The 24,853-nt window shown below is 71.9% G+C and carries 18 protein-coding genes and 1 tRNA gene; 15 read left to right on the forward strand and 4 right to left on the reverse strand.

The features are described 5' to 3' along the window. Positions 1-155: 155 nt before the first annotated feature. The 5 genes from AB0B96_RS27770 to nrfD are packed head-to-tail and all read left to right on the forward strand — an operon-like array spanning position 156 to position 6,988. Complete coding sequence (locus tag AB0B96_RS27770; protein ID WP_362903217.1) at positions 156-1,379, forward strand: styrene monooxygenase/indole monooxygenase family protein; 1,224 nt, start codon at positions 156-158, stop codon at positions 1,377-1,379. Positions 1,380-1,388: 9 nt separating this feature from the next. Continuing rightward, on the forward strand, positions 1,389-1,883 hold the full coding sequence (locus tag AB0B96_RS27775; protein WP_362903219.1) for a flavin reductase family protein: 495 nt from the start codon (positions 1,389-1,391) through the stop codon (positions 1,881-1,883). A gap of 38 nt (positions 1,884-1,921) precedes the next feature. Continuing rightward, entirely contained in the window at positions 1,922-5,113 is a 3,192-nt protein-coding gene (gene fdh / locus AB0B96_RS27780) for a formate dehydrogenase (protein ID WP_362903221.1), read from the forward strand. Beyond that, complete coding sequence (locus tag AB0B96_RS27785; RefSeq protein WP_362903223.1) at positions 5,106-5,897, forward strand: 4Fe-4S dicluster domain-containing protein; 792 nt, start codon at positions 5,106-5,108, stop codon at positions 5,895-5,897. The genes fdh and AB0B96_RS27785 overlap by 8 nt, the downstream gene beginning before the upstream one ends. Further along, on the forward strand, positions 5,894-6,988 hold the full coding sequence (gene nrfD / locus AB0B96_RS27790) for an NrfD/PsrC family molybdoenzyme membrane anchor subunit (protein WP_362903225.1): 1,095 nt from the start codon (positions 5,894-5,896) through the stop codon (positions 6,986-6,988). The genes AB0B96_RS27785 and nrfD overlap by 4 nt, the downstream gene beginning before the upstream one ends. Positions 6,989-7,120: 132 nt before the next feature. On the opposite strand, the gene selD is transcribed toward nrfD, so the two are convergent. Then, positions 7,121-8,167 carry a selenide, water dikinase SelD gene (gene selD / locus AB0B96_RS27795; RefSeq protein ID WP_362903227.1) on the reverse strand — a complete coding sequence of 349 codons (1,047 nt, stop codon included), beginning with the start codon at positions 8,165-8,167 and terminating at the stop codon, positions 7,121-7,123. An 85-nt stretch (positions 8,168-8,252) separates the two neighbouring features. Between selD and AB0B96_RS27800 the strand changes: the two genes are divergently transcribed. Then, positions 8,253-8,345 (forward strand) — tRNA-Sec (locus AB0B96_RS27800). A 110-nt stretch (positions 8,346-8,455) separates the two neighbouring features. Here AB0B96_RS27800 and AB0B96_RS27805 read toward each other — a convergent pair. Continuing rightward, on the reverse strand, positions 8,456-11,758 hold the full coding sequence (locus AB0B96_RS27805; protein ID WP_362903229.1) for a glycoside hydrolase N-terminal domain-containing protein: 3,303 nt from the start codon (positions 11,756-11,758) through the stop codon (positions 8,456-8,458). 466 nt (positions 11,759-12,224) lie between these two features. Between AB0B96_RS27805 and selA the strand changes: the two genes are divergently transcribed. From selA to fdhA, 3 genes are all read left to right on the forward strand, one after another. Further along, a complete protein-coding gene (gene selA / locus AB0B96_RS27810; RefSeq protein WP_362903231.1) occupies positions 12,225-13,523 on the forward strand; it encodes an L-seryl-tRNA(Sec) selenium transferase in 1,299 nt (432 codons plus the stop codon). A 12-nt stretch (positions 13,524-13,535) separates the two neighbouring features. Further along, positions 13,536-15,569 (forward strand): SelB C-terminal domain-containing protein, encoded by a 2,034-nt coding sequence (locus tag AB0B96_RS27815; RefSeq protein WP_362903233.1) that lies wholly within the window; start codon positions 13,536-13,538, stop codon positions 15,567-15,569. 174 nt (positions 15,570-15,743) lie between these two features. Beyond that, the gene (gene fdhA / locus AB0B96_RS27820; RefSeq protein ID WP_362903235.1) at positions 15,744-16,967 is read left to right on the forward strand and encodes a formaldehyde dehydrogenase, glutathione-independent; all 1,224 of its coding nucleotides are present in this window, start codon (positions 15,744-15,746) and stop codon (positions 16,965-16,967) included. A gap of 152 nt (positions 16,968-17,119) precedes the next feature. On the opposite strand, the gene AB0B96_RS27825 is transcribed toward fdhA, so the two are convergent. Then, positions 17,120-17,605, reverse strand: coding sequence for a ribosomal protein L7/L12 (locus AB0B96_RS27825; RefSeq protein ID WP_362903237.1), 486 nt, complete (start codon positions 17,603-17,605; stop codon positions 17,120-17,122). Positions 17,606-18,007: 402 nt separating this feature from the next. On the opposite strand from AB0B96_RS27825, the gene AB0B96_RS27830 reads away from it, so the two are divergent. From AB0B96_RS27830 to AB0B96_RS27845, 4 genes are read left to right on the forward strand one after another with little or no spacing between them, the layout of a single operon-like run. Further along, positions 18,008-19,117, forward strand: coding sequence for a BMP family ABC transporter substrate-binding protein (locus tag AB0B96_RS27830; protein WP_362903239.1), 1,110 nt, complete (start codon positions 18,008-18,010; stop codon positions 19,115-19,117). 1 nt (position 19,118) lies between these two features. Then, positions 19,119-20,849 (forward strand): ABC transporter ATP-binding protein, encoded by a 1,731-nt coding sequence (locus AB0B96_RS27835; RefSeq protein WP_362903241.1) that lies wholly within the window; start codon positions 19,119-19,121, stop codon positions 20,847-20,849. Then, entirely contained in the window at positions 20,846-22,030 is a 1,185-nt protein-coding gene (locus tag AB0B96_RS27840; RefSeq protein ID WP_362903243.1) for an ABC transporter permease, read from the forward strand. Before AB0B96_RS27835 ends, AB0B96_RS27840 begins: the two co-directional genes overlap by 4 nt. After that, positions 22,027-22,953, forward strand: a complete 927-nt coding sequence (locus AB0B96_RS27845) for an ABC transporter permease (RefSeq protein ID WP_362903245.1) — start codon at positions 22,027-22,029, stop codon at positions 22,951-22,953. Before AB0B96_RS27840 ends, AB0B96_RS27845 begins: the two co-directional genes overlap by 4 nt. A 41-nt stretch (positions 22,954-22,994) precedes the next feature. Here AB0B96_RS27845 and AB0B96_RS27850 read toward each other — a convergent pair whose 3' ends face one another. Continuing rightward, positions 22,995-23,429, reverse strand: coding sequence for a metalloregulator ArsR/SmtB family transcription factor (locus AB0B96_RS27850; RefSeq protein WP_362903247.1), 435 nt, complete (start codon positions 23,427-23,429; stop codon positions 22,995-22,997). 163 nt (positions 23,430-23,592) lie between these two features. On the opposite strand from AB0B96_RS27850, the gene AB0B96_RS27855 reads away from it, so the two are divergent. Continuing rightward, positions 23,593-23,787, forward strand: a complete 195-nt coding sequence (locus tag AB0B96_RS27855) for a DUF1918 domain-containing protein (protein ID WP_350949038.1) — start codon at positions 23,593-23,595, stop codon at positions 23,785-23,787. Positions 23,788-23,862: 75 nt separating this feature from the next. After that, on the forward strand, positions 23,863-24,840 hold the full coding sequence (locus AB0B96_RS27860) for an aldo/keto reductase (protein ID WP_362903249.1): 978 nt from the start codon (positions 23,863-23,865) through the stop codon (positions 24,838-24,840). Positions 24,841-24,853 lie beyond the last annotated feature (13 nt).

Here is a 24,853-nt window from a genome sequence, read left to right on the forward strand (position 1 = left end):
CGCCAGACGGATGGAACCCGCGCTGAGCGGATGGCATGGGCGGCGGCGGCCGTCGTACCTTTTCACCAGGCGCCGCTCGATCGTTCCCCGCTTCGGGGAAGCCCTCTCAAGGCTTCCTCGAAGCTCTCGAAACCTCCTCGAAAGGACATCTCACCATGCGCAGAATCCTTGTCGTCGGCGCCGGTCAGGCGGGCCTCCACCTCGCCCTCGGCCTGCTGCGGAACGGCTACGACGTCACCGTCGTCTCCAACCGGACCCCCGAGGACATCCGCGACGGCCGGGTCATGTCCAGCCAGGCCATGTTCGGCACCGCCCTCGGCCATGAGCGTGACCTCGGCCTGGACCTGTGGGCGGACGGCTGCCCGTCGATCGACGGGATCCAGTTCGCGGTGGCCGGCCCCGACGGGGACCCGGCGATCCGCTGGGCCGCCCGGCTCGACGCCCCCGCCCGCTCGGTCGACCAGCGGCTGAAGATGCCCGCCTGGATGGCCGAGGTGGAGCGGCTCGGCGGGAAGATCGTCATCCATGACGCCACCGTGGAGGACCTGGAGGGCTACGCCGCCCAGTACGACCTGGTCATGGTCGCCGCGGGCAAGGGATCGATCGCCTCGCTCTTCGAGCGGGACGCGTCGCGCTCGCCGTACCACGCCCCGCAGCGGGCCCTCGCCCTCACCTACGTCAACGGCCTCACACCGCGGCCCGACCACTCCGCGGTGTGCTTCAACATGATCCCCGGGGTCGGCGAGTACTTCGTGTTCCCCGCCCTCACCGTCACCGGCCCCTGCGAGATCATGGTGTTCGAGGGCGTTCCCGGCGGGCCTATGGACCGCTGGGCGGAGGTCGCCACCCCGGCCGAGCATCTGGCCATGAGCAGGCGGATCCTGGAGACCTTCCTGCCGTGGGAGGCCGAGCGCGCCGCGGACGTCGAACTCACCGACGCCGGCGGTGTCCTGTCCGGCCGCTTCACGCCGGTCGTGCGCAGGCCGGTGGCGACGCTCCCGTCGGGTGCCCCGGTCCTGGGCGTGGCGGACGTGGTCGTGCTCAACGACCCGATCACCGGGCAGGGGTCCAACAACGCCGCCAAGTGCGCGGCCTCCTACCTGTCCGACATCCTGGAGCGCGGCGAGCTGCCGTACGACGGGGCCTGGATGGAGCGGGTCTTCGAGCGCTACTGGCGAGACGCCCGGCACGCCACCACCTGGACGAACGCGCTGCTCGCGCCCCCGCCGCCGCACGTGCTGGAGCTCCTGGGAGCCGCCGGCGAGCTGCCCGAGGTGGCCTCCCGTTTCGTCAACGGCTTCGACGACCCCTCCGACTACGCGGACTGGTTCCTGGACCCGGCCGGCGCGGCCGAGTACCTGGCGCGGGCCGGGAAGTGAGGCGGCGCCATGAGATCCCTGCGCGACGCCCTCGGGCAGTTCGCCACCGGGGTGGCGGTGGTCACCGCCGCCACCCCACGGGGTGACCGGCTGGGCGTGACCGTCAACTCCTTCACCTCGGTCTCGCTCGACCCGCCGCTCGTCCTGTGGTGCCTGTCCCGGCGGGCCCCCAGTGCGCCGGCCTTCGCCGAGGCGGAGCGGTTCGCGGTCAACGTCCTGGCAGCCGGCCAGGAGCACCTGTCACGGCGGTTCGCCACGCCGCTGCCCGACAAGTTCGCCGGGGTGGAGACCCGTCTCGCGCCGGGCGGGGTGCCGGTCCTCGCCGGGACCGTCGCCCACTTCGCCTGCCGCGCGGTGACCACGTACGACGGAGGGGACCATCTGATCTTCGTCGGGGAGGTCGAGCACTTCCGGAGACAGGAGGGCGAGCCGCTGGTCTTCCACTCGGGGAGCTACCGGGCGCTGTCCGCGCCGGACCGCGAGATGGCGCTCTGCGAACCCTGACGGTGATTAGGGCAGGTCAGCCGGGGTAAGCCCCGAGGATGACACGGGGGAGGGGCCTCTCCCGCTGGCCGGTGATCCGGCAGCTGATGGGAGAGGACGGCAGGGGCGACGCCGCGCGTTCGGCGCGCACCGACGTCCTGCGGCCCCGCACCGAGGAGGCCGACGGCGTCGCGCGTTCGGTCTGCCCGTTCTGCGCGGTCGGCTGCGGCCAGCTGGTCTACGTCAAGGACGGCCGGGTCACCCAGATCGAGGGTGACCCCGACTCGCCCATCTCACGCGGGCGCCTCTGCCCCAAGGGAGCGGCGAGCAAGCAGCTCGTCACCCACCCCGGCCGGCAGACCCGAGTCCTCTACCGGCGGCCGCACGGCACGGACTGGGAGCCGCTCGACCTGGAGACGGCGATGGACATGATCGCCGACCGGGTGGTGCGGACCCGCAGGGAGACCTGGCAGCAGGAGTACGAGGGCAGGACGGTCCGGCGCACCATGGGCATCGCGAGCCTGGGCGGGGCGACGCTGGACAACGAAGAGAACTACCTGATGAAGAAGCTCTACACCGCCCTCGGCGCGATCCAGGTGGAGAACCAGGCCCGTATTTGACACTCCTCCACCGTCCCCGGTCTGGGGGCCAGCTTCGGGCGTGGCGGTGCCACGGACTTCCAGCAGGATCTGGCCGAGTCCGACTGCATCGTCATCCAGGGCTCCAACATGGCCGAATGCCATCCGGTGGGATTCCAGTGGGTGGTGGAGGCGAAGGCGCGCGGGGCGAAGGTGTTCCACATCGACCCGCGCTTCACCCGCACCAGCGCGATCGCCGACCGCCACCTGCCGATCCGCGCGGGCAGCGACATCGTGCTGCTCGGCGCGCTGATCAACCATGTGCTCTCCAACGAGCTGGACTTCCGCGAATACGTGGTGGCCTACACCAACGCCTCGGCGATCATCTCCGAGGACTTCGAGGACACCGAGGACCTGGACGGGCTGTTCTCCGGATTCGACCGGGAAAGACGCGCGTACGACCCGTCGAGCTGGGCCTACGAGCGCGGTGAGGAGGATGAGGCGTCCGACGTCGGCGGCGAGCGGATGGAGGGCGGTCCCCGGCACGCCGAGGCGGCGGGCCCCGAGCAGTACGGCTCCGGTGGCGCCGCCGCGCCGTCGAGGCCGCTCACGGATCCGACGCTGCGCCACCCCCGCTGCGTCTACCAGATCCTGCGGCGGCACTTCGCCCGCTACACCCCGCAGACGGTGTCGGAACTGTGCGGCATCTCCCCGGAGGACTTCGCGGAGCTGGCCGAGGCGATCACCGCGAACTCGGGCAGGGAACGCACCACCGCCTGGGCGTACGCGGTCGGCTGGACCCAGCACACCGTGGGCGCGCAGTACATCCGCACGGCCTCGATCCTGCAGCTGCTGCTGGGCAACATCGGCCGCCCCGGCGGCGGGATCCTGGCGCTGCGCGGCCACGCGAGCATCCAGGGCTCCACCGACATCCCCACCCTGTTCAACCTGTTGCCGGGCTACCTGCCGATGCCCCACGCCCACCGGCACGAGGGGCTCGACGACTACCTCGCCAAGGCCGGGGCCGAGACCGGCTTCTGGGGCAGGAAACGCTGCTACCTGGTGAGCCTGCTCAAGGCGTGGTGGGGCGACGCCGCAACCGAGGAGAACGACTTCCGCTTCGACAACCTGCCCCGCGTCACCGGCGACCACGGCCATTTCACCACCGTGATGGGACAGATCGACGGCACCGTCAAGGGCTACTTCGTGGTGGGGGAGAACCCGGCGGTCGGCTCCTCGGGCGGCCGGGCACAGCGTCTGGGCCTGGCCAACCTCGACTGGCTGGTGGTGCGCGACCTGACGCTGGTGGAGACGGCCACCTTCTGGAAGGACGGCCCCGAGCTGGAGACCGGGGAGACGCGCACCGAGGACATCGCCACCGAGGTGTTCTTCCTGCCCGCCGCGAGCCACGTGGAGAAGGACGGCACCTTCACCAACACCCAGCGGCTGCTGCAGTGGCGGGAGAAGGCGGTCGAACCGCCGGGCGACTGCCGCAGCGACCTGTCGTTCTACTACCACCTCGGCAAGCGGATCAGGCGGCGGATGACCGACGACGAGATCGACCGGCCGGTACGCGAGCTCACCTGGGACTACCCGGAGGAGGGCGAACACGCCGAGCCGTCGGCGCGGGCGGTGCTGCGTGAGATCAACGGCACCGGCCCCGACGGGCGGACCCTGTCGGCCTACACCGAGCTCAAGTCCGACGGTTCCACCCGGTGCGGGTGCTGGATCTACTGCGGGGTGTACGCCGACGAGGTGAACCAGGCGGCCCGTCGCAGGCCGGGGAACGAGCAGAACAGGGTCGCGCCGGAATGGGGCTGGGCCTGGCCCGCCAACCGGCGCATCCTCTACAACCGGGCCTCCGCCGACCCCGAGGGCCGCCCGTGGAGCGAGCGCAAGGCCTACCTGTGGTGGGACGAGGAGAAGGGGGAGTGGACCGGGCTCGACGTGCCGGACTTCGAGCGGCACAAGCCGCCCGGATACGTGCCGCCCGAGGGAGCCCTGGCCGAGGACGCGCTGGCCGGGACCGACCCGTTCATCATGCAGCCCGACGGCAAGGGCTGGCTGTTCGCCCCTGCGGGACTGGCGGACGGGCCGCTGCCGACCCACTACGAGCCGCACGAGTCGCCGGTGCGCAACACGCTGTACGGGCAGCGGGCGAACCCGGCGCGCCAGACCTACCCGCGCCCGGAGAGCCCCTACAACCCGCCGGGCTCACCGCGCTTCCCGTACGTGCTCACGACCTACCGGCTCACCGAGCACCACACCGCCGGGGGGATGAGCAGGCCGCTGGCCTATCTCGCCGAGCTGCAGCCGGAACTGTTCTGCGAGGTGTCGACGGAACTCGCCGCGGAGCTGGGGCTCGTCAACGGCGGGTGGGCGACGATCGTGACGTCCCGCACCGCGATCGAGGCCCGTGTGCTGGTGACCTCGCGCGTGCGCCCGCTGCGCCTGCGGGACGCGACGATCCACCAGATCGGCCTGCCCTACCACTGGGGCTGGGGCAGCGGCGGCCTGGTCACCGGCGACGTCGTGAACGACCTGATGCCGCTCGTGCTCGACCCGAACGTCTACATCCAGGAGGGCAAGGCCATGACCTGCGACCTGCGGCCGGGCAGGCGCCCCACGGGCAGGGCGCTGCTCGGCCTGATCGAGGAGTACCGCGATGGCTGAGCGGATGGGCTTCTTCACCGACACGAGCATCTGCATCGGGTGCAAGGCCTGCGAGGTCGCCTGCAAGGAGTGGAACGACGTGCCCGACGACGGGTTCGTCTTCCGCGCCACCTCGTACGACAACACGGGCGGCCTCGGTGCCGACACCTGGCGCCACGTGGCCTTCATCGAGCAGCCGGGCGGGAACGGCGGGCAGGGCATCGAGGGATGGCTGATGTCGTCGGACGTGTGCAAGCACTGCACGCGCGCCGCCTGTCTGGACGTCTGCCCGACCGGGGCGCTGTTCCGCACCGAGTTCGGCACGGTGGTGGTACAGGCCGACGTCTGCAACGGCTGCGGCTACTGCGTGCCCGCCTGCCCGTACGGCGTGATCGACCGCAGGGAGCGCGACGGCCGGGCGTTCAAGTGCACCATGTGCCACGACCGCCAGCTCGGCGGGCTGGAACCGGCCTGTGCCAAGGCGTGCCCCACCGACTCCATCCAGTTCGGGCCGCTGGAGGAGCTGCGGGCCCGCGCCGAGGAACGGGTGGAGCTGCTGCGCGGCGAGGGCAGGCCGCGGGCGCGCCTGTACGGGGCGGACCCCGGCGACGGCGTGGGCGGGGACGGGGCCTTCTTCCTGCTGCTCGACGAGCCCGAGGTGTACGGCCTGCCTCCCGACCCGGTGGTCACGACCAGGGATCTGCCCGCCATGTGGCGCTGGGCGGCCGGGGCGGCGCTCTCCATGGTCGCAGTGGTGGCGGTGTCCTTTTCCGGGTCCTTTTCCGGGCGGAGGTGGTCGCGGTGAGGCGCGGTGAGAAGACGATGGTGCCCGGGGCCGAGTTCCGCTCCTACTACGGGCAGCCGATCATCAAGGCCCCGATCTGGCACGAGCCTCACATGCCGCTCTACCTCTATCTGGGCGGAACCTCCGGTGCCGCGTCGGTGATCTCCGCCGTGGCGACGCTCACCGGGCGTGACCGGCTCGCGCTCACCGCCAGGGTCACCGCGGCCGCCGGTGCCGTGGCCGGCGCCGGTTTCCTCGTCGCCGAACTCGGCAGGCCGGAACGGTTCCTCAACATGCTGCGCGTGTTCAAGCCCACCTCGCCGATGAGCGTCGGCTCCTGGCTCCTGGCCGCCCACAGCGCCCTGACGGCCGTCTCGGCCGCCTCCGCGCTCGTCACCGCCGGCTCCGTCAGGGAGATCCCCGCCCGGTCCATCCCGTGGTTCCCCGCCTGGCCGGCCCTGCGGGTTCCGGCCCGGCCTGTCCCGGGGGGCACCCTTGGGCTCGCCACGCGGTTCCCCGCCCGGTTCGTCCTGCGCATCCCGGTGCTCCCGGTGAAGGTCACCCGTGCCCTGCCCGCGGTCGGCGACGCGGCCGCCTGGGCGGCCGTGGTGACCGGGCCGCTGATGGCGACGTACACCGCCGTGCTCGTCGCCGACACCGCCGTGCCCGCCTGGCACGAGGCCCACCGCGAGCTGCCGTTCCTGTTCGCGGGGAGCGCGCTGGCCGGTGCGGGCGCCGTGGGCATGCTGGCCACCTCGCGCCGTGAGGCGGGCCCGGCCCGCGTCACCGCGATGCTGGGCGCCGCCGTCGAGACGGTCGCGGGCGCGGTGATGGAGCACCGGCTCGGCCTGGTCGGCGAACCCTACCGGCTGGGCAGGCCGGGCCGCCTGATGCGGACGGCCCGAGCCCTCACGGTGGGCGGCGCCCTGCTCGCCACGGTCGCCGGGCGCGGCCGTGCCCTCGGCGCGCTGTCCGGTCTCGCCCTCACCGCGGGCGCCCTCTGCACCCGCTTCGGCGTCCTGGCCGTGGGCAAGGCCTCGGCCGCCGACCCGAAGTACACGGTGGTGCCCCAACGGGAGCGCCTGAGGAGACGGGCGGACGAGAACTCCTGACCGATGACGTCTTTTACCGGGGCTCCCGGTCGCATGGAGAGGCCCCCGTCGTCCGCTCCGGTCCGGTCCGCCCCTGCCTGGTTTAGGCTCGTCTGGCCCTGGCCGGTCTTATCCGGGCCGTGTCCGGGCAGGTCAGCGCAGTCGCAGGGCCGGACCTTCGCGGGGGACGAGCTCGCCGACGACCGGCGCGCCGGGGATCTCACCCGCCACGAGCAGGCCGCCTGAGGTCTGGGCGTCGGCGAGCAGCAGCAGGTCTTCCTCGCCGAAGCGGCCCGGATCCAGGTGCGGTACCACCCACGCCAGGTTGCGCCGGGTGCCGCCGCTGACGTAGCCGTCCCGTACGGCTTCGCGAGCCCCGCTCAGGTACGGCACGGCCGCCACGTCGAGCACCGCCGTGACGCCGCTCGCCCTGGCCAGCTTGTAGAGGTGGCCGAGCAGGCCGAACCCGGTCACGTCCGTGGCGCACCCGGCGCCCGCGGCGAGCGCCGCCCGGGAGGCGTCCCGGTTCAGCGTGGTCATCGTGGCCACCGCCTGCGGGAAGACCTCGCCGGTCGCCTTGTGCCGGGTGTTGAGCACGCCGACGCCGAGCGGCTTGGTCAGGGAGATCGGCAGGCCCGCCCGGCCGCCGTCGATGCGCAGCAGCCGCTCAGGATCGGCGAGCCCGGTGACGGCCATCCCGTATTTCGGCTCGGGATCGTCGACGCTGTGGCCGCCCGCCACGTGGCAGCCCGCCGCCCGCGCCACCTCCAGGCCGCCACGCAGCACCTCCCCGGCGAGCTCCATCGGCAGCACGTCCCGGGGCCAGCCGAGCAGGTTCACCGCCACCAGCGGCTCCCCGCCCACCGCGTACACGTCCGACAGGGCGTTGGCCGCCGCGATCCGCCCCCAGTCGCAGGGGTCGTCCACCACGGGGGTGAAGAAGTCCGCGGTGGCCACGATCGCCCGGCCGCCCTCGACGCGGACCACGGCGGCGTCGTCGCCGTCGTCCAACCCGATGACCAGCTCACCGTGGAGGTCCTGGCGTGGCCCGTTCGCCTCCCGGAGCAGTCCGGCGACGACGGACTCCAGCTCACCGGGAGGGATCTTGCAGGCGCAGCCGCCCCCGTGCGCGTACTGGGTGAGCCGCACCGCGTCCTGCCGGGGAGGAGAGGCGCCTCGCTCCACAGTGCTCTCCGCCATGCCGCGTCTCCCCTGGTAGATCGGCACGCCGCCGTCCGGCACGCCGCCCCGATGCACATACCCGCTCGGGGGTATGTTCTCCCCCGGAGGCGTATGGGCGCCTGGTGGCCCCCGCGGTCTTCAAAATCGTCGAGGCCGAGGTTCTCGGCCTGGCGGGTTCGATTCCCGTCCGCCTCCGCCGTTCAGCGTGCGGGCCTGACGTTTCCGGCATGTCAGGAAGGGCCGCGGGGTGGCCGGGTGTGGCCACGCCGCGGCCCTTCGGTCAGGCTCGGCGGTTGTCCGGGGGTGCTATCCGCCTATCGCGATGGCGAAGATGTGCATGGTCGCGACGCCCGACTGCGCTCTCGCGCTGATGTTCGGCAGGTCGAGGCGGGAGACCTCCTTGTCCTGCAGCGCCACGCCGACGTAGTAGATGGTCGCGGGGGTGTTGAACTGCTGGTTTCCCGGCCGGTTCTGGTAGGGGGCCACGATGGCGGCGTCGCCTTCCGGCCTGGGGGCGCCGTACCAGTCGGGGGAGCTGAGGGTGAAGGTCTGCCTCGTGCCGTCCTTGTAGACGACGGTGGCCGGCCCGGACACCGCGCCGTACGTTCCGGTCAGCAGGAAGCCGAGTTTCGCGCCCGAGCCGCTCAGCTTGATGGACTGGCCGGAGGCGATGGCGTTGTCGGCGGTGCCCACCGGGACATCCGGCCACTTGAAGTCGATCCCGCCCTTGTTGACCGTGCTGCCGGGGGTGACGCCGACCTGGGCCAGTGCCTGGGCGGAGATGCTGCCGCCGTTGCCGTCGAAGGTGCCGACGGCGGTGTTGCCGTTGTCGGTCACGGCGATGTTGGTGAAGTTCTGCTCCAGCGGCGTCTCCCGGCCGTCCCACAGCCGGACCGAGGTCTTGGCGGAGGCGGTCCAGTCACGGCCGGTCGCCTTGGCGGTCAGGACCACGGTGGTCGCCGAGCCGGTCGCGGCGGGGGTGACCTTGAACTCGGCGGTGGCCTCGGAGTCAGGCCGCAAGGGCTTCAACACGACCTGCGCCGGAGTGACGGTCCACCCGTCCGGAACTTCGAGGGACACGCTCGTCCTGGGCGCGATCGGCATGTCGATCGCACGGAGCGTGAAGGTGACCGTCGCCTCCTGGCCCAGCGCGACCTCGGCGGGCGCGTCGAGCTTGACCTTCTGCAAGGCGTACGCGCGGTAGGTGTGACCGGCCTGTCCGGTGATTTCGAGCAGGTCGGGCTCGTCGGTCTGCTTGGTGCGAGCGGTGCCGCCGCGGGTGGCGTCGAGCACCCGGTAGCGTCCGGCGAACATCTGGCCGCGCACCTTGATCGTGCCGTCGCGATCGGGCGTGATCAGGAATTCGTCGGCCTGGGAATCGCTCCACGCCGCGCCGACGGTGTAACCCCCGCGGCCCCGCAGGCCTTCGATCCGCCCGGTCGGCCACGCCTCCGGCAGCGCGGGCAGCAGGTGCAGTTCACCGGCATGGCTCTGCAGCAGCATCTCGGCGATGCCGGAGGTGGCGCCGAAGTTGCCGTCGATCTGGAAGGGCGGGTGCAGGTCGAACATGTTGGGGGCGAGCCTGGCCGGCGTCACGAGGAAGCGGATGAGGTCGTGCGCGCGCTTGCCCTCCTCCATCCGCGCCCAGTAGTTGATCTTCCAGGCGAGCGACCAGCCCGTTCCGTCGTCGCCGCGCAACTCCAGCGTCCGCCGGGCGGCCTGGAACAGTTCCGGGGTGCCGCGCTTGGTGATCTGGTTGCTGGGGTGCAGGCCGTAGAGGTGGGAGACGTGCCGGTGGTTCCGCTCGGTCTCCACCCAGTCGTACAGCCATTCCATGATGTTGCCGCGCGAGCCGACCTTCATCGGCGGCAGCCGGTCCGCGGCGGCCAGGACCTGCGCGCGGAAACTCGCGTCCACGCTGAGGACCTGGCTCGCCTCGGCGCACCCGTGGAAGAGGTCGCGCAGGATCTGGTTGTCCATGGTGGGACCGGCGGCGACGCTGGCGTTCGCGTGGTGGGCCAGTTCAGGAGAGTTGGAGGGGTTCGTGACCAGATATCCGAGCCTCGGCTCCTCCACGAGGGTGTCGAGGAAGAACTGGGCGGCGCCCTTCATGGCCGGGTAGTTCTTCCGCAGGAAGTCGACGTCGCCGGTGAAGTTGTAGTGGTCCCAGATCATGGTGGCCAGCCATGCGCCGCCGGTCTGCCACATGCCCCAGAACGCGCCGTCCACGACCGAGGTGGCCCGCCAGCCGTCGGTGTTGTGGTGGGTGACCCAGCCGCCGGCGCCGTACTGCGCCTGCGCCGTGCGGGCGCCGGTGACCGTGAGGTCGTTGATCATGCTGAACACCGGTTCGTAGCACTCCGACAGGTTCGTCGTGTCGGCGGGCCAGTAGTTCATCGGCAGGTTGGCGTTGATGGTGTACTTCGAGTCCCACGACGGGGACATCGATTCGTTCCAGATGCCCTGCAGGTTGGCCGGTTGCGTGCCGGGACGCGAAGAGGAGATCAGTAGGTACCGGCCGAACTGGAACAGCAGCGCGGAGAACTGCGGGTCGTTGACGGCGTTGTGCTGCGCGATCCGGACGTCGGTCGGCTGGTCGGCCGCCGAGGTGCGTGGGAGTTCGAGATTCGTACGCCCGAACAGCTTCTGGTAGTCGGCGACGTGCCGGCTGCGCAACTCGGCGAAGGTCTTGTCCTGGGCGGCGTTGAGGTGCCCGAGCGCGATGCCCTGGTAGTCGCCGCTCACGTCCTGGTAGTTCACGTAGCTTGAGCCCATGGAGACCAGCACCGTCACGCTGTCGGCGGCGGAGACCTGAAGCGTGCCGCCGGAGCTGGAGACGGTGCCGCCTTCGGCGAAGGCCCGGGCCAGTGCCTGGAACCGGACCGAGCCGGTGATGCCCCGGTGGTTGCCGGACCGGCCGTCGAGCGCGACCGTCGCGCCGTCCGGGCTGGAGCGCGTGTTCTGCTGAGGGCTGTCGAAGGTCGCGGAGAACGTGATCGAGCCGGGCTGGTCGGCGGTCAGGCGGATCGCGATGACCTGGTCCGGGGCGCTCGCGAACACCTCGCGCCGGAAGCGCACCCCGTTCTTGAGGTACGTGGTGGACGTGGTGGCGGTGGTGAGGTCCAGCTGGCGGTTGTACTCCGTCGAGCCGGTGCCGCCGGGGAAGCTCAGCCTGAGGTTGCCGACGGGCTGGTAGGCCAGCTGGCCCACGGGGTTCCCGAGCATCGCCTGGTCGATGAGGTTCTGGGCCTGAGCCCACTGGTCCTCGAAGACCAGCCGCCGGATCTCCGCCAGCGCCGCGGCGCCCCTCGGGTTGCTCTGGTCGTACGGGCCGCCGGCCCACACGGTGTCCTCGTTGAGCTGCAGCCGCTCCTGGTCGACGTTGCCGAAGACCATGGCGCCGAGGCGTCCGTTGCCGATGGGCAGCGCGCGCAGCCAGTCGGTGCCGGCGGACCGGTCGTACCAGAGGGCCAGGTCGTTGGCGGCGAGCACTTCCGGAGGCGCCACCGAAGCGGCTCGGGCCACCGCCGTCCATTGCATGGGGAGCAGCAGAGCTCCGGCTCCGGCTGCGCTGATCGACATCAACTGCCTGCGGGACAGGTCTGGCATGGTGCATCTCCAAGCGTGGTGCAGCCTCGCCGGCAACCGAAATCGCGCATGCGACGACGAACTCGACGACAAGTCAACTCGGGAGTCCGGTCGGATCGGCAGCGTGGTGAGGTTTGGGACTGGGGGGGTTTCGGTCAAGTTAAAAGATTTGATGTATCGCGTCAATAGCCGTAACAAAAGCCAACGAAAATCCGCCCATGCGTCGTTCGTCGCCCCTAGACATCCGACCTATCAAGGTTTCAGAATGAGGACCGAGGGTGTGCGGAGATCGCTGGCGGCAACATTCGGCCATGTGAGGCGCGCTTCACATCATCGAGACCGGAGACGGGAAGTCCTGACCGACGACGCCCAGAGGAGACGCGCTCGCCGGAACGCCCGGCGGCAGGAATGGGAGGCCGGGCTTCAAAGGCCCAGGTCCTCGGCCTGGCGGATTCGATTTCCTCCCGCCTTCGCCTATGTTCGGAGAGTGGACCCACGCAGGCTCGTGCCGCGTACCGACGCCGTCCTCGCCGATCCCCGGCTGGTCGCGGCGGCGGGGCGGCTCGGGCGGACGGTCGTCAAGGACGCCGTGGCGCGGGCACAGCGGCGCGTACGGCAGGGCGTGCTCGATCCGGGAGAGGTCGCGGACGCGGCCGTGGCGGCGCTCCCGCCGTATCCGGCGAGCCCGCGGCAGGTGATCAACATGACCGGGGTGCTGGTCCACACCAACCTGGGCCGCGCGCCGCTCTCGGCCGCGGCGGTGGAGGCCACGGCCGCCGCGGCGGGTTGCACGGACGTGGAGTTCGACCTCGCCACCGGAGCCCGCGCCCGCCGGGGACGGGGCGCGATGGACGCGCTCGCGCGGGCCGTTCCCGCCGCGGAGGGCGTGCACGTGGTCAACAACAACGCCGCCGCGCTCGTGCTCGTCGCCACCGCGCTCGCCGCCGGGCGGGAGATCGTGATCAGCCGCGGCGAGCTGGTGGAGATCGGCGACGGGTTCCGCATCCCCGACCTGCTCGTCTCCACCGGCGCCAGGCTGCGCGAGGTGGGCACCACCAACCGCACCTCCTACGCCGACTACCGGGCGGCGGTGGGACCGGAGACGGGCTTCGTCCTCAAGGTGCACCCGTCGAACTTCCTGGTCGAGGGTTTCACCGGCTCGGTCGAGGTCGCCGAGCTGTCCGCGCTCGGTGTACCCGTGGTGGCCGACATCGGTTCGGGCCTGCTCGCGCGGGAGCCGCTGCTGCCGGGCGAGCCCGACGCGGCGAGCGCCCTGGAGGCCGGAGCCGAACTCGTCACCGCGAGTGGCGACAAACTGCTCGGCGGCCCGCAGGCCGGGCTGCTGCTGGGCCGGCGCGACCTGGTCGAGCGGTGCGCGAGACACCCGCTGGCCCGTGCGCTCCGGGTGGACAAGCTGACACTGGCCGCGCTGGAGGCCACCCTGCGAGGCCCCGCCACCCCCGTCCACCAGGCCCTGTACGCCGATGCCGCGCTGCTCGGCGAGCGTGCCGCCGCGCTCGCGGGCCGGCTGGCCGAGGCGGGGATCGACGCGAGGGCCGTGCCGAGCGAGGCGGCGGTGGGCGGCGGCGGGGCACCGGGCGTGAGGCTGCCGAGCGCCGCGATCAGTCTGCCCGAGCGGTTCGCGGTGCCGCTGCGGGCCGGGCGGGTCCCGGTCGTCGGCCGGGTGGAGGGTCGCCGTCTCCTGCTCGACCTGCGTGCCGTGCCCGCGGACCGGGACGGTGATGTGCTGAGCGCCGTTCTCGGGGCGGAGCACCGCCGTGGGTGACCGTCGGGGCGGTTGCTCGGCACGCGGGGCGTGGGCGGGCGGCTGATGCACGTCGTCGCCACGGCGGGTCACGTCGATCACGGTAAGTCCACCCTGGTGCGGGCGCTCACCGGGATGGAACCCGACCGGCTGGCCGAGGAGCGGCGGCGAGGGCTCACGATCGAGCTCGGTTACGCCTGGACGGAGCTGCCCTCGGGGGAGCGGCTCGCCTTCGTCGACGTCCCCGGCCACGAGCGCTTTCTCGCCACCATGCTGGCCGGGGCCGGTCCGGCGCCCGCCGTCATGTTCGTGGTGGCGGCCGACGAGGGCTGGATGCCGCAGTCCGAGGAGCACCTGGTGGCGCTGGAGACCCTGGGAGTGCGGCACGGCCTGCTCGTGGTGACCCGCGCCGATCTCGCGGAGCCGGCTGCGGCCATGGAGCGGGCGCGGGCCCGTCTGGCGGCGGGTGGCCTGGGCGGTGCCGAGGCGCTGGCCGTGAGCGGGCGCACCGGGCAAGGCCTCGACGAACTGCGCCGGGCACTGGACCGGCTGGTGGCCGGACTGCCCGCCCCCGATCACCGGGCGCCGGTTCGGCTGTGGATCGACCGGGCGTTCACCGTACGCGGCAGTGGCACGGTCGTGACCGGGACTTTGCCCGCGGGCACGATCACCGCGGGGGACGAGCTGGATCTCGACGGCGTGCCCGCGCGGGTGCGGGCGCTGGAGTGCCTGAAGGAGCCGGTGGCCTCGGTGACCGGCGTGGCCAGGGTGGCGCTCAACCTGCGAGGCATGCGCGGCCGGGGCGACCCCTGCCGTGGCCTCGCCCTGGTCACCCCGGACGCGTGGACGTACACCGACCTGGTCGACGTGCGCCTCAGCCCGTCGGGACCCGAGGACGACGGCCCGCGGTGGTCTGGTGAGCCCGAGGTGGACGGCCTCGGAGGCGGTGGCTCGCGCGTGCCCGGCGGGGACACCGGACCGGAGGGCTCCTGGGAACACATCCCCGAGGCGTTCGGAGGCGAGGGGCGTCCCGAGGGCTGGGACGCCGGTGATCTTCCGGGGCGGCTGACCGCGCACATCGGCTCCGCGGCGGTGGTGTGCGACGTGCGGCCGCTCGGTGGGCGGATCGCCCGGCTGCGCCTGGCAGGACGGCTCCCCCTGCACGCGGGCGACGTGCTGCTGCTGCGCGATCCCGGACGCGACCGGGGCGAGGTGCGGGTCCTCGCGCGGGCGAACGTGCTCGATCCTCGCCCGCCCGACCTGCGCCGCCGGGGCGCGGCGCGGGAGCGGGCGGCCGAGTTGGCGGCGGCCCCGCCGGACGCGGCCTCCCTGCTGCGGACCCACCTGCTGCTGCGTACGAGGGATCTGGTGGCGATGGGGTGTGCTCCGGGCAGGCCGGTGTGCGGCGACTGGCACGTCGATCCGGCGCACTGGTCGATGCTGGAGGAACGTCTCCCCGAGGTGGTGCGGCGCCACGCCTCGGCGCATCCGCTGGAGCCGGGCATGCCGGTTGAGGCGGCCCGCCACGAGCTGTCCCTGCCCGACCGTCGGCTGGTCGCGGCGCTCCTGCGCCCGCCGCTCGCCCCGGAGGCCGGGCGGATCGTGAGCGGCTCCTCTGCTCGCCCGGTGCTGCCCGTGCCGGTCGTCCGGGCCGTCGAGCGGCTCGGCGCCGAGCTGTCCGCGCGCCCCTTCCTGGCCCCTGAGGCGGGCAGGCTGGCCGAGCTGGGGCTGGGGCCCCGGGAGCTGGCGGCCGCCGTACGGGCGGGGGCGCTGCTCCGGGTGGCGGACGGGATCGTGCTGCTGCCCGGCGCGGACGTCCTGGCGGGCCGGGTGCTCGCCCGGCTGCCGCAGCCGTTCACGGTCAGTCAGGCCAGGCAGGCCCTCGGCACCAGCCGCAGGGTCGCGGTGCCGCTCCTGGAACACCTCGACGAAAGAGGGCTCACCGAGCGGGTCGACGAGATCCACCGCCGCTGCCGGCCCCACGCGGGACAGGGATCTCGCGGTATCACGCCGGTCACCGGATCCGGCGGAATCGGGAGGCGGATCCCGGAGGGGGATGGCTCCTGATATCGCCGCAACCAGCAGGTATATGGTGAAAAAAGGCGAAAAATCATCTTTGGTTCGGATGCGGTGGTCACCGTTCCCCTCACGTCCCCTCGACCGTCCCCCCGACGGTGGCGGGCCGCTCCGCCGGCGTCACGCGGAAGGGCACACCACGAGGAAACGAACAGGGAGGACGTCATGCCGAGCAACAGGGCCGTCTCGTACCAGGGGACAGGCAAGGTGGAGGTCCGGGACATCGACTATCCCGGGTTCGAGCTCAAGGACGGCCCCGGGGTGAACCCGGCGAACGTGGGCCGCAAGGTGCCGCACGGCGCGATCGTCAAGACCGTCGCGACGAACATCTGCGGCAGCGACCAGCACATGGTCCGTGGCCGCACCACCGCGCCCGTCGGCCTCGTCCTCGGGCACGAGATCACCGGCGAGGTCGTCGAACTCGGCCCGGACGTGGAGTTCGTCAGGAAGGGCGACCTCGTCTCCGTCCCCTTCAACATCGCCTGTGGCCGCTGCCGCAACTGCAAGGAGGGCAAGACCGGGATCTGCGAGAACGTCAACCCCGACCGGCCAGGATCGGCGTACGGCTACGTCGACATGGGCGGCTGGGTCGGCGGGCAGGCGCAGTACGTCCTGGTGCCCTACGCCGACTGGAACCTGCTCACGTTCCCCGACAAAGAGCAGGCGATGGAGAAGATCCTCGACCTCGCCATGCTCACCGACATCTTCCCGACCGGGTTCCACGGCTGCGTCAGCGCCGGGGTGAAGCCGGGATCGACCGTCTACATCGCGGGCGCGGGACCGGTCGGGCTCGCCGCGGGCGTCTCGGCGTTCCTCCTCGGGGCCGCCGTGGTCATCATCGGCGACCTGAACAAGGAACGGCTGGAAAAGGCCCGCGGCTTCGGCTGCGAGACCGTCGACGTGTCGCTGGGCGACCCGAAGGACCAGATCGAGCAGATCCTCGGCGAGCCCGAGGTCGACTGCGGCGTCGACGCCGTCGGCTTCGAGGCGCGCGGCCACGGTGGCGACTCCGACAGGGAACAGCCCGCCACCGTGCTCAACTCGCTCATGGACATCACCCGCGCCGGCGGCGCGCTGGGCATCCCCGGCCTGTACGTGACCGGCGACCCAGGGGCTCCGGACGAGGCGGCCAAGCAGGGGTCGCTGTCCATCAGGCTCGGCCTCGGCTGGGCCAAGTCGCTCGCCTTCACCACGGGCCAGTGCCCCGTCATGCGCTACAACCGCTACCTGATGCAGGCGATCCTGCACGACAGGGTGCAGATCGCCAAGGCGGTCAACGCCGTGCCGATCCCGCTGGAGCGGGCTCCCCAGGGGTACGAGGAGTTCGACCAGGGCGCCGCGTCCAAGTTCGTGCTCGACCCGAACGGCATGCTCGGAACATCCGGCTGACCGCCCGCACCACACCCTGAGGTGTGACAGCGCCCGAATCCTGTTCGCCGGCCTGGGCCGAGGGCTTCACCGCGGGCTGCCCCGGTTCGCAGCGGCCGGAAAAAGAGGGCCGGAGGGACTCGGGGAAGGAGGCTTGAAGGGCTCGGGAAGAGTCAGAGCGCTTCGACGAAGAGCTCGGCCTCGCGCTCGCCCATGCCCGTCTCACCGCGCACCAGGTGGATCGCCTGCTCCGCGCGGCCGGCGGCCTTGAGTTCGCGCACGCGAGTGGCGAGGTCGGGCCCGGTGATCGCGACGGTGCTCGGGGACTCCACGGGATGGGCGGCGCGAACGCGCGCCATGAGGGGATGGCTCCACAGGTCGCGCCCCATGGCCACGGCGTCGACGACATCCTTGGCCTCCTTCAGGCCGAGCCCGGTGTATCGGCGCAGCTCCTTGATCGCCTGGATCTTCTGCCCCTGGCGGGTCAGCCCGGTGACGGTCTCATGCAGCCCCTGGGGCGTCAGCGGCGCGGTGGGCACCCCGCCGGAGACCGCGCGACCGCCCTTCCTGGCCGCCATGACGGCACCGACGACGATCGCCAGGACCACCACGAGCAGGACGGCGACGATCAGCAGCTCAGTGGGCCCGATGTTCGGCATGCCCGCATCGTACGCCGGATCCGCGCGGGTCGTGCGAGGCGATGACGGGTCGGGTGAAGAGGGTGCCGAGGAGCGTCGGGCCCACCTGCCCGAGGATCCGCGCGGGCGGCGTGGGGCGGCGGTGGGGCGGGCGAAGAGGGCGTCGACGAGCGCGTGGCTCGCCTGCCGAGGATGCGCACGGGCCGGGTGGGACGGAACGGGAGGTTTTTCTGCCGAGGAGTTCTCCCTTCTCGGGCAGGCGGTCTTGGGCAGGCGGTGAACACGATGGACGCCGACGGCGGTTAAATGGCAGCGTCCACATGGCAGCGTCCCAACCTGCCCCCAACGAGCCCGTACCCCCTGTCCGCGACCAAGGTTCGTTCCCCACCCGCGCCCCGTGGGCATCGGATCGAGAGGATCGTCATGTCCGCACACCATCGAACGGGCCGGGTCACGGCCACGCTGACCGCCTGTCTCGCCGCGATGGCGCTCACCGGATGCGCGAGCGGCGACGCCACGGCGCCCCGCGCGGCCACCCCCGTCCCGGCGGGTACGGGAGCCGAGACGGACGGCGGCACCGTGCTCCCGGGCCAGCCGGACGTCAACGGCGACGGCCGGGTCGTCATCGGGGTGCTGAGCCCCGGTGACATCAACGACAAGGGCTACTACCAGAGCTTCGTGGACACGGCGGAGGAGTTCGCCACCTCGAAGGGCTGGACGATCATCAAACGCGGTGGCGTCAACACCAGCGAGGCGCTCAACGCCGCGCGAGCGCTGTGCCGCCAGAAGGTCGACATGGTGGCCCTGGGCGCCGCGGACCTCAGGGACGCGATCCCCGCCGCCGAGGAGCCGGTGTGCGCGAACACCGCCTGGTACGTACCCTCCTCGGACAACGTCCCGCAGACGCCGAGGATCATGCTTTCCACCGACGAGGCGGACCAGAGCCTGCTCGCCGCCGGATACGCGGCGGGCCTGCTGATGAAGGAGAAAGGCGAGACCAAGGCCGGGTTCGTGACCGGGCCGGAGGTCGACTTCACCACCGCGGCGGCGAGGGCCTTCAGGGCGGGTATCCGACTGGTGGTCCCCGAGGCCACGCTGACGGTCACCTACAGCGGCGACCTCAACGACTCGGCCAAGGCCAAGGAGGCCACCCAGGCCCAGATCAGCCAGGGCGTCAAGGTCGTCTACCCCTACCTGGGCGGCGCCACCGACGCGTCGGCGGAGCTGGCCGACGCCAACGGCGTGCTCACCCTCACCCCGGGCACCGACCGGTGCGCCTCCACCGCGCCCACCTTCGACATCTCGGTGCTCTTCAGTCCCGGAGACTACTTCAGGGCCGCGCTGGAGGAATTCGCCGCGGCGAAGCTGCGGATGGGCGTGGAGAAGGTCTGGAAGCTCGGCGTCGACCCGTTCCCCACCGTGAGGATCTGCGAGCCCACCCCCGAGCAGAGGGAGAGGCTGGAGACGTTCATCGCCGACGTCGGCAGCGGCAAGATCGACCCCAAGGCGGAAGTGCGGAGGCTCGGCTCCTGAGATGCGGGAAGACGAACAGGCCGGGGAGCTCTCCCCACCGCCGGTGCCCGCGCTGCGGCTGCGGGGAGTGAGCAAGAGCTACGGCCAGGTGGTGGCCTGCGACACCGTGGATCTCGACGTGTACCGGGGAGAGATCCACGGCCTGCTCGGTGAGAACGGGGCCGGCAAGTCGACACTCATGAAGATCCTGCTGGGACTCGTCCGGCGGGACGCCGGAACCGTCCTGCGCGATGACGAGCCCGTCGACATCGGCAGCCCGAGACAGGCCGCGGCGCTCGGCATCGGCATGGTGCACCAGCACTTCAGCCTGATCGAACCGCTCACGGTCTGGGAGAACGTCGTCCTGGGCGACACCGGGAGGATCGACAGGGCCGCCGCCCGTGACCAGGTGCTGGAGATCTCCCAGCGCTACGGTCTGCCGGTCGACCCACTGGCCAGGGTCGCGGGGCTCTCCGCGGGCGAGCGGCAGCGGGTCGAGCTGATCAAGTGCCTGCGCGGGGACCCGTCGGTGCTCATCCTCGACGAGCCGACGTCCGTGCTGACCCGGGCGGAGTCGGCCGAACTGTTCGGCGTGCTGCGCCGCGCGGTCCGTTCGGAGAACCGCGCGGTCATCCTGATCAGCCACAAGCTGGACGAGATCACCGCGGCCACCGACCGGGTGACCGTGCTGCGCGGGGGAAAGGTCGTCTTCCGTGGCGCGACCGCGCGGACGGGTCCCCGGGAGCTGGCCAGGTGGATGGTCGGCAGGGAGGTCTCCCTGGGCGCCGAGGCCGCCGCCCTCGGCGTGCTGCCGGGAACGTACGGGTCCGCGAGGGGTGACGGACCCGGGAAGGCCGCGATGACCGAGACCGGTCCCGAGGCCGGAGCCACAGAAGCCGCGACGGGGGAGGCCGGGCCGGGAAAAGCCACGATGACCGAGCTCAGGCCCGAGGAGCTCAGGGCAGAAAAGATCAAGGCGGACGAGGCGGGCACGGGCGTCCAGGACCCCCCGGCGCCCGCGCTACGGCTGCGCGGCCTCACCCTCACCGTCGACGGCGTGCCCGTCCTGTCCGATCTCGGGCTGGACGTCGCCCCCGGTGAGATCGTCGGCCTGTACGGGGCCGAGGGCAGCGGCCAGTCGAGCCTGGGCGACCTGCTGTCCGGGCTCGCCGTACCGGACTCGGGGACGGTCGAGATCTCCGGCAGACCGGTCGATCCGAACCGCCCGGGTGCGCTGCACGCCGCCGGGCTCGGCATCGTGCCCGAGGACCGGCACGGTTTCGGGCTGGTGCTGGACATGAGCGTCGCGGCGAACCTGGTCATGAAGTCGCTGGACGCCGTGAGCGGCCGGGTGTTCCTCGACCGGAGGAGGATGCACGCCGTCGCCCGCCGCATGGTGGCCGAGTTCGGCATCGTCACCCCGTCGACGGACACCCCGGTGCGCGACCTCTCCGGAGGAAACCGGCAGCGGGTCGTGCTCGCCCGCGAACTCTCGGCCCGCCCGACCGTCCTGGTCGTGGCCCAGCCCTCGCGGGGGCTGGACGTGGGCGCCATCGAGGACATGCACCGGCGGCTACGCGACGCAGCGTCCGAAGGGGTGGCCGTACTGCTGATCTCCACGGAACTGGAGGAGGTCATGACCCTCGCCTCCAGGATCGCGGTGATCTCCGCGGGAAGGATCACCGGCGTCCTCGCCGGCGGGGAGGCCACGGCCGAGCGGCTCGGAATGCTGGTGGGCGGGGCGAGCGTGTGAGAGAAACCCCCCCGAACGCCGGCCGGGACCCGTCCGGGCGCCTGCTCGCCCTCCTCACCCTCGGTCCCGGCGCGTCCGGCTGGAGGACCGGCCTGGCGACCGTCGCGGGCGTGGTCGTGGCGCTCGCCCTGTCGTCGCTGCTGATCGCCGTGACCGGTGGCTCCCCGCTCGCCTCGGTGCGGGCACTCTTCCAGGGCAGTGTGGCCGACCCGACGGCCTGGACCTCCACCCTGCTGTACACGGCGCCGCTGCTGCTCGTCGCCGTGGGCGCGTGCGTCAGCGCCAGGTCCGGCGTGTTCAACATCGGGCAGGAGGGCCAGGTGCTCGTCGGGGCGCTCTTCGCCGCCTGGGTGGGACTGCGCCTCGCGGTCACCGGCCCGGCGCTGCTGGTTGTCGTGCTCACGGTCGCCGCGCTGGCCGGTGGCGCGTGGGCCGGCCTCAGCGCGCTGATGTACCGGCTGCGGGGCGTGAACATCGTGGTCAGCACGCTGCTGATGACCTTCGTCGCCCAGCAGCTCGTCGCGTTCGCGGTGAACACGCCGTGGCTGCTGCAGGAGTCGCGGGTCGGTGACGCCGTCGTCGCGCCGCAGTCCAACCCGCTGCCTCGGAGCGCGCTGCTCGGCTCGTTCGGGGAATACCCGGACCTGCAGGTCAACGGTGGCCTGCTGATCGCGGTGACCGGAGCCGCGATCATCGCGACGGCGATCACCCGCACCCGCTGGGGGTTCCGGCTCACCATGCTCGGACTCAACCCGCTCGCCGCCAGGCACGCGGGCGTACGCGCCGGCGCGCTGGGCGGCGCGGCGCTGGCCGTCTCCGGTGCCTTCGCCGGGCTGGCCGGGGCCGTGCTGCTGACCAGCCCGGTGGGCGTCCACCGGCTGCAGCCGGGCATGGCGATGAACATCGGCTGGGACGGCCTGCTCGTCGCCCTCGTCGCCCGCAACAGGCCGGTGCCGGCCGTGGCGGTCGCCCTGCTGTTCGGCGCGCTGCGCTCCGGCGGCGGCTTCCTCGCCGCGACCGGCGTGCCCTCGTTCGTCGTGGACGTGGTGAAGGCCCTGCTGGTGCTGGCCTTCGTCGCCCCGCCCGTTGTCATCGCCGCGCTCCGGCGCCGCGGGACCGGCGTGCGCGCCGCACGCGACGGGCACGGGGCCGCGCCCGTCGCGGAGAGGACGGCCCCATGATCGGCCCCATGATCGGCACGGACGACGTCTCCACCATCCTGTCCAGCGGGGTACGGCTCACGGTGCCACTCGCCTTCGCGGCGTGCGGGGAGTATCTCGCCGAGCGGGCCGGTGCCATGAACATCTCCGTCGAGGCGATGATGCTGGGCGCCGCGTTCGGCTCGATCGCCACGGCCAGTGCCACCGGCAGCGCCACCGCGGGGCTGGTCGCGGGTGTGCTGGTCGGTCTCCTCATCGGCCTCGTGCACGGCAACCTCTCCCACCGGCTGGAGATCGACACCTTCGTGGCCGGTCTGGTGCTCAACGCCCTCGTCCTCGGGCTGACCGGCTACCTGATCACGGTCAGCGACTTCGACTCCCACCAGGTGTCACAGGTCAGCGTCCCCTGGCTGCGCGACATACCGCTGATCGGCCCCCCGCTGTTCGTCGAGCGCTGGCCGGCCTACCTGCTGGTCGTCGTCGTCCCGCTGACCTGGTGGCTGGTCGAGCGCAGCAGGTGGGGCCTGGAGTTGCGGGCGGTCGGCGAGCGGCCGCGTGCCGCCGACGTCACCGGTATCCGGGTCAACGCGCGCCGCCGTCAGGCACTGCTGTGGTGCGGCGCGCTGGCCGGGCTGGGCGGCGCGTACCTCGCGGTCGGCGAGGTCGGTTCGTTCAACCAGAACATGACGGCCGGACGGGGGTACATCGTCGTCGCGGCGGTGATCTTCGGAGGCTGGCGGCTGGGACGCACCCTGCTCGGCTGCGCGATCTTCGGCCTCGCCGACGCCATGCGCCTGGCGCTGCCCGCGCTGGGGGTGGAGTTGAACGCGCAACTGCTCATCGCGGCGCCGTACCTGCTGGCCCTGCTCGCGATGCTGCTGCTCACGAACCGGAGCCGCGAACCCGGGGCGCTGGGACGACCCTTCGAACGTGGCTCACCCTGAGCCCCCGGGCGGCAGGGGCGGCGGGAGCGGCGCGGCCGGTCTCACGGGCCGGTGTCGGCGCCGGCGCCCGGAGGCGGCGAGGTCAGTGAGGACGGTGAGGACGGCGAGGACGGCGAGGACGGCGAGGACGGCGAGGACTCTGCCTCCCTGACACGACGCTCCCGCTTACCCCGCGCGATCTCGGTGCCCAGGGCGTCGAGGTGCTGGTTCCAGAAGTGCCGGTAGCGGTCGAGCCACCTGTCCACCTCCCGCAGCGGGGCGGGGTCGACGGCGTACAGCCTTCGGGTCCCCTGAGCGCGTACGGTCGCGAACCCGTTGTCCCGCAGCACGCGCAGGTGCTGCGAGACGCCGGGCTGCGAGATCCCGAACTCCTCCTGCACCACGGCGCTGATCTCACCGGCCGCCCGCTCTCCGTCGGCGAGCAACTCCAGGATCCGGCGCCGGACCGGGTCGCCGAGAACGTCGAGCGCGTGCATGGCCTCACTGTCTCAGTATCGACTTATATAAGTAAAGTCTGACGCCGACGGGATGCTCCGGCAGGCTTCAATGTGCCTGCCACCTGGACGAATGCGCCGCAGAGTGATCCCATGGAAAGGGAGGATGGCCACGGGGGCAGCATCCTCCCATCCGGAGGACACTATGAAGGCCACCATAGGCGACAAACTGATCGTGGAGGGCACCCGCAACGGCGATCCTCGTAAGGTCGGTTTGATCATCGAACTGCGCAACGAGGACGGAAGCCCGCCCTACATGGTCCGCTGGGAGGGCGACGAGCACGAAAGCCTCGTCTTCCCCGGTCCCGACGCCCACGTGATACCGAGCGTGTCGCGGTAAGAGGGGGACACCGCACCGCCGGCCTGTCCCGCCCGAGTACCGATGATTCCCGCCGTGCGGGCTACGATCACTGATGTGGAACAGCGCGAATTGGGAAGAACGGGCAGGCAGGTCGGCGTCGTCGGGCTCGGCGCATGGCAACTGGGGGCCGACTGGGGTGAGGTCGGCGAGGACGAGGCCCTGGCCACCCTCGACGCCGCGGTGGAGGCGGGGGTCACCTTCGTCGACACCGCCGACGTGTACGGTGACGGGCGCAGCGAGCGGATCGTCTCGCGGCTGATCAAGGCCAGGCCCGGGCTGACCGTGGCCACCAAGATGGGCCGCCGTGTCGCGCAGGAACCCTCGGCCTACACCCTGGACAACTTCCGGGCGTGGACCGACCGCTCCCGCGCCAACCTCGGCGTCGACACCCTCGACCTGGTGCAGTTGCACTGCCCGCCCACCCCGGTCTACGCGACGGACCGGGTCTTCGACGACCTCGACACGCTCGTCGAGGAGGGCCGCGTGGCCGCCTACGGGGTGAGCGTGGAGACCTGCGACGAGGCGCTCACCGCGATCGCCCGGCCGGGCGTGGCCACCGTGCAGATCATCCTCAACGCCTTCCGGCTCAAGCCGCTGGAGAAGGTGCTCCCGGCGGCGGCCGAGGCCGGGGTCGGCATCATCGCCCGGGTCCCGCTGGCCAGCGGCCTGCTGTCCGGCAAATACGACGAGTCCACCGTCTTCGGCGCGGACGACCACCGCACCTTCAACCGGCACGGCGAGTCCTTCGACGTCGGCGAGACCTTCTCCGGGGTCGACTTCGCCACCGGCCTGGAGGCGGTCCGCCGCCTGGCACCATTGGTGCCGCCGCAGGCCGGCATGGCGCAGTTCGCGCTGCGCTGGATCATCGACCAGCCCGGTGTCTCCGTGGTCATCCCCGGTGCCCGCAATCCCGAGCAGGCCCGCGCCAACGCGGCCGCCGCCGCCGTGGACGCGCTGCCCGAGACGACCCTCGCGAGGGTGCGGGAGATCTACGACGAGCTGATCCGCCCGCAGGTCCACCAGCGCTGGTGAACCGGTGGCCGGT

Origin of the sequence: Streptosporangium sp. NPDC049046 (genome assembly GCF_040649155.1) — a bacterium.
Classification (GTDB): Bacteria; Actinomycetota; Actinomycetes; order Streptosporangiales; family Streptosporangiaceae; genus Streptosporangium.

Excerpts from the sequence above, each read along its gene's own strand:
- AB0B96_RS27850 (WP_362903247.1), bottom strand. The coding sequence starts at position 23,429 with ATGCACGCGCTCGACGTTCTCGGCGACCCGGTCCGGCGCCGGATCCTG.
- AB0B96_RS27805 (WP_362903229.1), bottom strand. The coding sequence starts at position 11,758 with ATGCCAGACCTGTCCCGCAGGCAGTTGATGTCGATCAGCGCAGCCGGA.
- AB0B96_RS27785 (WP_362903223.1), top strand. The coding sequence starts at position 5,106 with ATGGCTGAGCGGATGGGCTTCTTCACCGACACGAGCATCTGCATCGGG.
- selD (WP_362903227.1), bottom strand. The coding sequence starts at position 8,167 with ATGGCGGAGAGCACTGTGGAGCGAGGCGCCTCTCCTCCCCGGCAGGAC.
- AB0B96_RS27835 (WP_362903241.1), top strand. The coding sequence starts at position 19,119 with ATGCGGGAAGACGAACAGGCCGGGGAGCTCTCCCCACCGCCGGTGCCC.
- AB0B96_RS27845 (WP_362903245.1), top strand. The coding sequence starts at position 22,027 with ATGATCGGCCCCATGATCGGCACGGACGACGTCTCCACCATCCTGTCC.
- AB0B96_RS27825 (WP_362903237.1), bottom strand. The coding sequence starts at position 17,605 with ATGCCGAACATCGGGCCCACTGAGCTGCTGATCGTCGCCGTCCTGCTC.
- AB0B96_RS27770 (WP_362903217.1), top strand. The coding sequence starts at position 156 with ATGCGCAGAATCCTTGTCGTCGGCGCCGGTCAGGCGGGCCTCCACCTC.
- fdhA (WP_362903235.1), top strand. The coding sequence starts at position 15,744 with ATGCCGAGCAACAGGGCCGTCTCGTACCAGGGGACAGGCAAGGTGGAG.
- AB0B96_RS27775 (WP_362903219.1), top strand. The coding sequence starts at position 1,389 with ATGAGATCCCTGCGCGACGCCCTCGGGCAGTTCGCCACCGGGGTGGCG.
- AB0B96_RS27830 (WP_362903239.1), top strand. The coding sequence starts at position 18,008 with ATGTCCGCACACCATCGAACGGGCCGGGTCACGGCCACGCTGACCGCC.
- AB0B96_RS27855 (WP_350949038.1), top strand. The coding sequence starts at position 23,593 with ATGAAGGCCACCATAGGCGACAAACTGATCGTGGAGGGCACCCGCAAC.